Genomic DNA, 8,370 nt, shown 5'->3' with positions numbered 1-8,370 from the left:
TCGGCGATGCAGACGAAGCGCTGCGCCACCGAGGCCACGATCTTCTCGCGCGTGAGCGCGCCGCCGCCGCCCTTGATCATGGCGCCGCTGGCGTCGATCTCGTCGGCGCCGTCCACGTAGACGGGGATTTCGTCGACCTCGTTGAGGTCCAGCACGTTGAAGCCATGCTGCTGCAGGCGGCGGGTGGATGCCTCCGAGCTGGAGACCGCGCCGGCAAAGCGTCCCTTGAACGCCGCCACCGCATCGATAAAGAGGTTGGCCGTGGAGCCCGTGCCCACGCCGAGCACCGCGCCTGCCGGCACTTCCTTCTCGACATAGTCCGCCGCAGCTTGCGCCACCAGCGCCTTGAGTTCATCCTGAGTCATGACAACAGCCCGTCTTCTTGGGGGAAACCGCATAGTGTACCGGAATGCCGTGGCATCGCCGGAGGCGGCGCGGGGCGGCGGTACAATGGCTGCGAGGCCGGCGCCCGGCCCCCGCACGACGGCTCCGGGCACCGGCCAAGGCATTGCGCCTTGCACCGCCCTCCCCTGCCGGGAGCGCAACGATGTACGGCGGCGCGCGCGGCCCGGCATGCCGGCCGCGGCGCCATCCACCCTCTCTAACAGCGACTCACCGACCATGAACCAGCTCGATCAGCTCAAGCAGTTCACCACCGTCGTGGCGGACACCGGCGATTTCCAGTTGATGAAGCAGTACACGCCGCAGGACGCCACCACCAATCCCTCACTGATCCTCAAGGCCGTGCAGAAGGCCGAGTACCGCCCGCTGCTGGACCAGGCCGTGCGCGACAACGAAGGCCGCGACGCCGTCATGGACGCGCTGCTGATCGGCTTCGGCTGCGAGATCCTCGCGATCGTGCCGGGCCGCGTCTCCACCGAGGTCGACGCGCGCCTGTCCTTCGACACCGAGGCCACCGTGGCCAAGGCGCGCCACCTGATCGCCCTCTACGAGCAGCGCGGCATCGCGCGCGAGCGCGTGCTGATCAAGATCGCCTCCACCTGGGAAGGCATCCGCGCCGCCGAGGTGCTGCAGCGCGAAGGCATCCGCTGCAACATGACGCTGCTGTTCTCGCTGGCCCAGGCGGTGGCCTGCGCCGAAGCCGGCGCGCAGCTCATCTCGCCCTTCGTCGGCCGCATCCTCGACTGGCACAAGCAGAAGGCCGGCGACAAATGGGACGCCGCCGCCAACGCCGGCGACGACGATCCCGGCGTGCGCTCGGTGCGCCAGATCTACGACTACTACAAGAAATTCGGCTATGCGACCGAAGTGATGGGCGCCAGCTTCCGCAGCACCGGACAGATCCTCTCGCTGGCCGGCTGCGACCTGCTGACCATCAGCCCCGACCTGCTCGAAAAGCTCGCCGCCACCGAAGGCCAGGTCGAGCGCAGGCTGTCGGTGGACCAGGCCCAGGCCGCCAACATCGCGCGCATCGAATGCGGCGAAGCGGCCTTCCGCTGGCAACTCAACGAGGACCAGATGGCCACCGAGAAGCTGTCCGACGGCATCCGCCTGTTCGCGGCGGATGCGGTCAAGCTGGAGGCGCTGATCGCGCGCTGAGCGTGGCGGCTCAGGCCGCCGGCGGCACCGACCAGTCTTCCACGCTGACACCCGGACAGGCGGCGAAATCGCGCACGTTGTTGGTCACGACGATGGCGCCCTCGGCCAGCGCGTGCGCCGCGATCAGCTTGTCCAGCGCGTCGGCCTTGCGCTCGCGCGTGGCCGCGCGGATCGGACCATAGGCGCGCGCCGCCGCGCTCGTCAGCGGCAGCACCGGCACGCGCGCCACCAGCGCCGCCAGCGCGCGGCGAGCCGCTTCCGGCTCCCGCGACATGGCGATGCCGTATTCCAGTTCCGCCAGCGTCACCGCCGACAGCACCACATCCCCTTCGAAGCACGCTTCCAGCCGCTGCGCCACGTGCGGCGGCTGGTTCTTCATCAGGTAGATGCACATATTGGTGTCGAGCATGTACCTGGCCATCAAAGCCCGTCCCGTTCGGCCTGCTCCTGCCGTTCGCGCCCGCCGGCGAGGAAATCCTCGGGAAACGCCGCGAACACGTCCAGCAGCCCGGTCAGGCGCTTGCGCGCCGGGCGGATGCGCAACTCGTCGCCAACCCGCTCGATCTCGAGCGGCATGTCGCTGTCCGGATAGGCAAGGTCGGCGGGAATCCGTATCGCTTGCGAATTCCCGTTGCGGAAGATGCGGGTGTGGTGCATGGCAGCCCCCTGATAAGCACTGGATGCAGGAAGTCCAGCACGGCGGCGGGCGATGTACATCCGGGATGTACATCGCCTTACGCGAACCCGATCGCCCCGCCGCCGGCGCGCTCAGGCCGGCGCCGCGGCCTCGTCCCACAAGCGCGGCAGCACCACCCCGGCCGGCCCGCGCAGCACGATGTCGGCGGTCTGGTCCAGCGCCGAGGGCTGGGGGTTGACCACGATGACGTGCGCGCCGTGGTCCCTGGCGACGCCGGGCAGGCCGGCGGCCGGGTAGACCAGGCCGGAAGTGCCCACCACCAGGCACAGATCGCAGGTTTCGGCGGCGTGCTCGGCGCGATAGCGCGCCACGCGCGGCAGTTCTTCGCCGAACCACACCACGCCGGGCCGCATCATGGCGTTGCACAGCCCGCAGCGCGGCGGCGTGCCGGGGATGGCGGTGGCCGGGTCGCAGCGGCCGCAGCCGTCCAGCCATTTGTCGGCGAACAGGTTGCCGTGCAGCTCGATCACGTCGTGGCTGCCGGCGCGCTGGTGCAGGCCGTCCACGTTCTGCGTGACCAGCGTGACCTTCTTGCGCGCGGCGAGCGCGGCCAGCGCGAGATGGGCGGGGTTGGGATGGGTGGCGGCGACCAGTTCGCGCCGGTGCAGGTACCACGCCCAGACCAGCGCGGGCTGGCGCCGGTAGGCGTCTTCCTGCGCGAGTTCCTCGGGGTCGAAGCGCGACCAGAGGCCGGTCATGGCGTCGCGGAACGTCGGCACGCCGGACTCCGCCGATACGCCGGCGCCGGTCAGCACCATGATGCTGGCGGCATCGGCGACCAGGCCGCGCGCGGCCGCCAGCGACTGCGCGTCGAGTTCCGCCGTCATGGCGTCAGCGCGGCAGGCGGCGCTGGCGCACCGCTTCATACAGGCACACGCCGCTGGCCACCGAGACGTTGAGGCTTTCCACGCCGCCGGCCATCGGGATGCCGACCAGTTCGTCGCAGGTCTCGCGCGTGAGGCGGCGCATGCCTTCGCCTTCGGCGCCCATCACCAGGGCGATGGGGCCCTTGAGGTCGGCGTCGTAGACGGTCTTGTCGGTGCCGTCGGCGGTGCCGACCACCCAGATGCCGCGTTCCTGCAGTTCGCGCAGGGTGCGGGCGAGGTTGGTGACGGTGATGTAGGGCACGGTCTCGGCCGCGCCGCTGGCGACCTTGGCCACGGTGGTGTTGAGGCCGACGCTGCGGTCCTTGGGCGCGATCACGGCGTGCGCGCCGGCGCCGTCGGCCACGCGCAGGCAGGCGCCGAGGTTGTGCGGATCGGTGACGCCGTCGAGCACCAGCAGCAGCGGCGTGCCTTCGATGCCGTCGAGCAGTTCGTCGAGGTTGAGCGCGAGCGCCACGTCTTCGGCGCGGGCCACCACGCCCTGGTGGCGGTCGGTGCCGGCCATGCCGCGCAGGCGCTCGGCATCGACCGGATGCAGGCGCACCTTGAGGCTCTCGGCCAGGCGGATGAAGTCCTGCATGCGGCGGTCGCGCCGCGCGGATTCTACGTAGACATCGGTGACGCCGGCGGCGTCCTGGCGCAGGCGCGCGGTGACGGCGTGAAAGCCGATCAGGAGTTTTTGTTTAGCCATGACGGGATTGTACCCGCCGGCACCCGCCGGGCGTTCGCGGCGGGGCGCCGGTGATGGCGCCCCGCCGTGCATCAGCGCTTGCGCGCCGCGCGGCTGCTCTTGCCGGCCGGCTTGCCGCCGCCCTTGGGGCCCGAGCCGAGATGCGCGGGCTTGGGCTTGGCGGCACGCTTGGCCGGCTTGCCGGCGGGCTTGGCGCCCTGTCCCGGGCGCGCCTTGACCGGCGTGATGACGGCCTCGAACACCGGCTGCTCCTCGATCACGCGGTCGAGCGTCTCGTCGAACGATTCTTCCGGCTTGGAGGTGCCGCCGAGCAGCGCCGCCAGCTGGCGGCCCTTCTTGCGCGCCGGCACGGCGTGCGCGGCGGGCACGCGCGGCTGGGCTTCGGTGACCGGCGCGCGGGCGCGCAGGTTCTTGGCCGACGGCTCCTGCACCAGACGGAAGTCGATCTTGCGCGCGTCCAGGTCCACGCGCGAGACCTGCACGCGCACGCGGTCGGTGAGGCGGTAGCGGATGCCGGTGCGCTCGCCGCGCAGTTCGTTGCGCGCCTCGTCGTACTGGAAGTAGTCGCTGCCCAGTTCGGTGACGTGCACCAGGCCTTCGACGTAAAGCTCGTCGAGCTGCACGAAGATGCCGAACGACGTGACCGAGCTGACCGTGCCCGAGAACTCGCTGCCGAGCTTGTCGCGCATGAAGTAGCACTTGAGCCAGGCTTCGACGTCGCGCGAGGCTTCGTCGGCGCGGCGCTCGTTGGCCGAGCAGTGCAGGCCGAGCTCGTCCCAGATGGCTTCGTTGCGCTTGGCGCGCGCGGCGCTCAGCTCGGCCTTGGCGGCGGCGTCCTTGGCCTGCAGGCGGCGCGCCTTGGGCGCGATGGCGGTGTTCAGCGTCGTGCCGGGGGCGAACGCCGGCTGGTACTTGGTGTGCGCCAGCACGGCCTTGATCGCGCGGTGGACCAGCAGGTCGGGGTAGCGGCGGATCGGGCTGGTGAAGTGGGCGTAGGCCTCGTACGACAAGCCGAAGTGGCCGATGTTGTCCGGGCTGTAGACCGCCTGCTGCATCGAGCGCAGCAGCATGGTCTGCAGCATGGGCGCGTCGGGACGGCTCTTGATCTTGTCCATCACGTCGGCGTAGTCGGCCGCCTGCGGCTTGTCGCCGCCGGCCAGCGACAGCCCCACGGTCTTGAGGAACTCGCGCAGGTTCTTGAGCTTTTCCTCGCTCGGGCCGGCGTGGATGCGGTACAGCGTGGGATGCTTGAAACGCTCGAGGAAGTCGGCCGCGCACACGTTGGCGGCCAGCATGCATTCCTCGATCAGGCGGTGCGCGTCGTTGCGGGTGCGCGGCAGGATCTGCTCGATCTTGCCCTGCGCATTGCAGACGATGTAGGTCTCGGTGGTGTCGAAGTCGATCGCGCCGCGCTCGCGGCGGGACTTGAGCAGGACCTGGAACAGCTCGTACAGGTTCTGCAGGTGCGGCACCAGGTCGGCGCGCTTGTGCGCCTCCGGACCCTTGGTGTTCGACAGCACGGCCCAGACCTCGTTGTAGGTCAGGCGCGCGGCCGAATGCATCACGGCCGGATAGAACTGGTAGGCCTTGAGCTCGCCCTTGGCGGTGATGACCGCGTCGCACACCATGCACAGGCGGTCCACCTGCGGGTTGAGCGAGCACAGGCCGTTGGAGAGCTTCTCCGGCAGCATCGGGATCACGCGGCGCGGGAAATACACCGAGGTGGCGCGGTCGAGCGCGTCGGCGTCGAGCGGCGTGCCGGGACGCACGTAGTGCGACACGTCGGCGATCGCCACCACCAGGCGCCAGCCCTTGGCGCGGCCGATCTTGACCGGCTCGCAGTAGACCGCGTCGTCGAAGTCGCGCGCGTCCTCGCCGTCGATGGTGACCAGCGGCACGTCGCGCAGGTCGATGCGGTGGTCGAGGTCGGACTCGCGCACCACGTCGGGCAGCGCGGCGGCTTCCTTGGCGCAGGCATCGGAGAACTCGTGCGGCACGCCGTACTTGCGCACCGCGATCTCGATCTCCATGCCGGGGTCGTCGATGTCGCCCAGCACTTCCACCACGCGGCCGACCGGCTGCACGTAGCGGTCGGGATAGTCGATGATCTCGACGCTGACCACCTGCCCCACGCGCGCCTTGCCCTGCGACTTGGGCGGGATCAGGATGTCCTGGCTGATGCGCTTGTCTTCCGGCGCCACCACCAGCACGCCGCCTTCGCTGAGCAGGCGGCCGATCACGTAGCGGTTGGCGCGCTCGATGATCTCGACGATCTGGCCTTCGGGCCGGCCGCGCCGGTCGTAGCCGATCACGCGCACCTGGGCGCGGTCGTTGTGCATCGCCTTCTGCAGCTCGCGCTCGGGCAGGAAGATGTCGTCGTCGCCGTCGTCGCGGATCAGGAAGCCGAAGCCGTCGCGGTGGCCCTGCACGCGCCCGGTCACGAAGTTGGGCTGGTGGGCCAGCTCGTAGCGGCCCTTGCGGTTGAGTTCGATCTGGCCGTCGCGCTCCATCGCGGCGAGGCGTTTCTGGAATCCGTCGTGCTCCTTGCGCGTGACGGCCAGCGCCTTGGCGATGTCGCCTGCCGACAGGGGCGACCCGGACGTCCTCAGGACGCCGAGGATTTCTTCCCGGCTAGGGATCGGATAGTTATTTTGATTCAATTTTTATGGATAGTATTTGACAAACGTATTGCGGTCGCTATAATGAGCGCTTCGGTTGTTTCGACGCCCGCCCAGGTGGCGAAATTGGTAGACGCACTAGGTTCAGGTCCTAGCGGTGGCAACACTGTGGAGGTTCGAGTCCTCTCCTGGGCACCAGATCAAACGGAAAACCCGCAGCGCTTTCGAGCCTTGCGGGTTTTTTGTTTTCCGTCCTGTTCTCCGGCATCTGATCCGACAACTTGCTGCTCCCGATTCGATTTTTTCGATTTTCTTCGCGACCGCGCGACTGAATAAAAAGATAAGCACGGCGGCGGTTCCGGCCTGCGCTGCGCCGCCCTCGGGCGGTCCCTCCTGGGGACTGCCGTTCACATGAACGGCAGCGCGCGGCCCGGATCACCCGCTGCCTGGCGCCGACTGCTGCGCTGCGGGTGAGTGTATCAGTTTCAGTGCCGATACCGGCATTCTTCCGCTGCCTGCAGGCCAGAATGTCGCGTTTTGCGCAGGTTTCCCGCGATTTTTCAATATGAACGCCACTGTCGCGGCACGCGGCCGGCCTCGCCCCCCGCGCGCCGGCGACCCGCGGCTTGACAGCCGCCCGCATCTGTAACTATGATGGTTTCACATCGCGCTTCGGATTGCGCTCCCCCATGACCACCAGCAGCCGCTTCGCCGTCGCCGTCCATATCCTCACCTTGCTGGCCAGCGCCGACGCGCCGCTGCCGTCGTCGCTGATCGCCGGCAGCGTGGGCACCAACCCGGCGCTGATCCGGCGGCTGGTCGGGCAACTGGCCGAAGCGGGGCTGGTGAGCACCGCGATGGGCAGCACTGGCGGCGCCTCGCTGACGCGCGCGGCGGCGTCGATCACGCTGCTCGACGTGTTCCGCGCGGTGGAGTCGACCGCCCTGATCGCCCTGCACCACAGCGCGCCCAACCCGGCGTGCATGGTGGGCCGGGAAATCACCGGCGCGCTGAAGCACGCCGCCGACCGCGCGCAGGCGGCGATGGACGGCGCGCTGGCGGAGATCACCATCGCCGGCATGCTGGCGGACGTAGAGCGCGCCGCCGGGGAGCGCCGCAAGCGCTGATTTTTTTGCGCCGATATGTAACTGAACTGGTTTCATATCGGCGATTGGCGCCCGCGCCTTGCGCGGGCATGACTATGCTGTGAGACACACAGCGGTGCAGCAGTCCCGAGCCACAAACAGCAGGCAACCAAGCCAGGAGTTGAACATGAAGATCGCAATCATCGGCGCCACCGGCCGCGTCGGCACCCGCCTCGTCGACGAAGCGCTGCGCCGCGGCCACACCGTGACCGCCGTCGCGCGCCAGGCCGGCAAGCTGCCGGCGCAGCCGAACCTGACCACGCGCGACGCCGACGCGGCGGATACCAAAGCGCTCGCTGCCGCCATCGCCGGCAGCGACGTGGCCATCAGCACGGTGCGCTTCGAACACACCAGGGCCGCGCAGATCGTCGGCGCAGTCAAGGCCGCGGGCGTGCCGCGCCTGCTGGTGGTGGGCGGCGCCGGCAGCCTCTACGTGGCGCCCGGCGTGCAACTGGTGGATACGCCGGGATTCCCCGACGCCTACAAGCCGGAGGCGCTGGCCGGGCGCGATTTCCTCGATGCCCTGCGCGCCGAGACCGCGCTCGACTGGACCTTCCTGTCGCCGGCCGCGCTGTTCGAGCCGGGCACGCGCACCGGCACGTGGCGCACGGGCGGCGACACGCTGCTGTCCGACGCCGCGGGCAAGAGCTGGATCTCGATGGAGGACTACGCCATCGCCATGCTCGACGAGGTGGAAAAGCCGGCGCACCCGCGCCAGCGTTATTCGGTGGCTTACTGAGCGATGCCTCGGGGCGGCGCGCTGCCGCCCCGCCCG

Annotated in this window: 9 protein-coding genes and 1 tRNA gene; 4 read left to right on the top strand and 6 right to left on the bottom strand. The window is 69.4% G+C overall.

Features of this window, described 5'->3' with window-relative positions:
• The coding region (locus K206_RS0126015) for a ribose-5-phosphate isomerase A (protein ID WP_020205308.1) at positions 1 to 365 on the bottom strand (365 nt) is incomplete at its 3' end.
• Between the two features lie 256 nt (positions 366 to 621).
• Here K206_RS0126015 and tal point away from each other — a divergent pair.
• Positions 622 to 1,560 (top strand): transaldolase, encoded by a 939-nt coding sequence (tal, locus tag K206_RS0126010; protein ID WP_020205307.1) that lies wholly within the window; start codon positions 622 to 624, stop codon positions 1,558 to 1,560.
• A gap of 10 nt (positions 1,561 to 1,570) precedes the next feature.
• Here the strand turns inward: tal and K206_RS0126005 are convergent, their stop codons facing one another.
• From K206_RS0126005 to rnr, 5 genes are all read right to left on the bottom strand, one after another.
• Entirely contained in the window at positions 1,571 to 1,981 is a 411-nt protein-coding gene (locus K206_RS0126005; RefSeq protein WP_020205306.1) for a type II toxin-antitoxin system VapC family toxin, read from the bottom strand.
• Complete coding sequence (locus tag K206_RS0126000; protein WP_020205305.1) at positions 1,981 to 2,217, bottom strand: antitoxin; 237 nt, start codon at positions 2,215 to 2,217, stop codon at positions 1,981 to 1,983. Before K206_RS0126000 ends, K206_RS0126005 begins: the two co-directional genes overlap by 1 nt.
• 111 nt (positions 2,218 to 2,328) lie before the next feature.
• On the bottom strand, positions 2,329 to 3,084 hold the full coding sequence (locus tag K206_RS0125995) for an NAD-dependent deacylase (protein ID WP_029044105.1): 756 nt from the start codon (positions 3,082 to 3,084) through the stop codon (positions 2,329 to 2,331).
• Between the two features lie 4 nt (positions 3,085 to 3,088).
• Positions 3,089 to 3,832, bottom strand: a complete 744-nt coding sequence (rlmB, locus tag K206_RS0125990; RefSeq protein WP_020205303.1) for a 23S rRNA (guanosine(2251)-2'-O)-methyltransferase RlmB — start codon at positions 3,830 to 3,832, stop codon at positions 3,089 to 3,091.
• A gap of 71 nt (positions 3,833 to 3,903) precedes the next feature.
• Entirely contained in the window at positions 3,904 to 6,492 is a 2,589-nt protein-coding gene (gene rnr, locus K206_RS0125985) for a ribonuclease R (RefSeq protein WP_029044104.1), read from the bottom strand.
• A 69-nt stretch (positions 6,493 to 6,561) separates the two neighbouring features.
• Between rnr and K206_RS0125980 the strand changes: the two genes are divergently transcribed.
• The 3 genes from K206_RS0125980 (at position 6,562) to K206_RS0125970 (ending at position 8,334) form a co-directional block, all read left to right on the top strand.
• Positions 6,562 to 6,648 (top strand) — tRNA-Leu (locus K206_RS0125980).
• Positions 6,649 to 7,139: 491 nt separating this feature from the next.
• On the top strand, positions 7,140 to 7,577 hold the full coding sequence (locus K206_RS0125975) for an Rrf2 family transcriptional regulator (protein WP_020205301.1): 438 nt from the start codon (positions 7,140 to 7,142) through the stop codon (positions 7,575 to 7,577).
• 145 nt (positions 7,578 to 7,722) lie between these two features.
• Positions 7,723 to 8,334, top strand: a complete 612-nt coding sequence (locus K206_RS0125970; protein ID WP_020205300.1) for an NAD(P)-dependent oxidoreductase — start codon at positions 7,723 to 7,725, stop codon at positions 8,332 to 8,334.
• Positions 8,335 to 8,370 lie beyond the last annotated feature (36 nt).

The sequence above is a fragment of the Cupriavidus sp. WS genome, assembly GCF_000395345.1.
GTDB classification, from domain to species: domain Bacteria; phylum Pseudomonadota; class Gammaproteobacteria; order Burkholderiales; family Burkholderiaceae; genus Cupriavidus; species Cupriavidus basilensis_B.
This window is presented reverse-complemented; position numbering and strand designations above follow the sequence as displayed.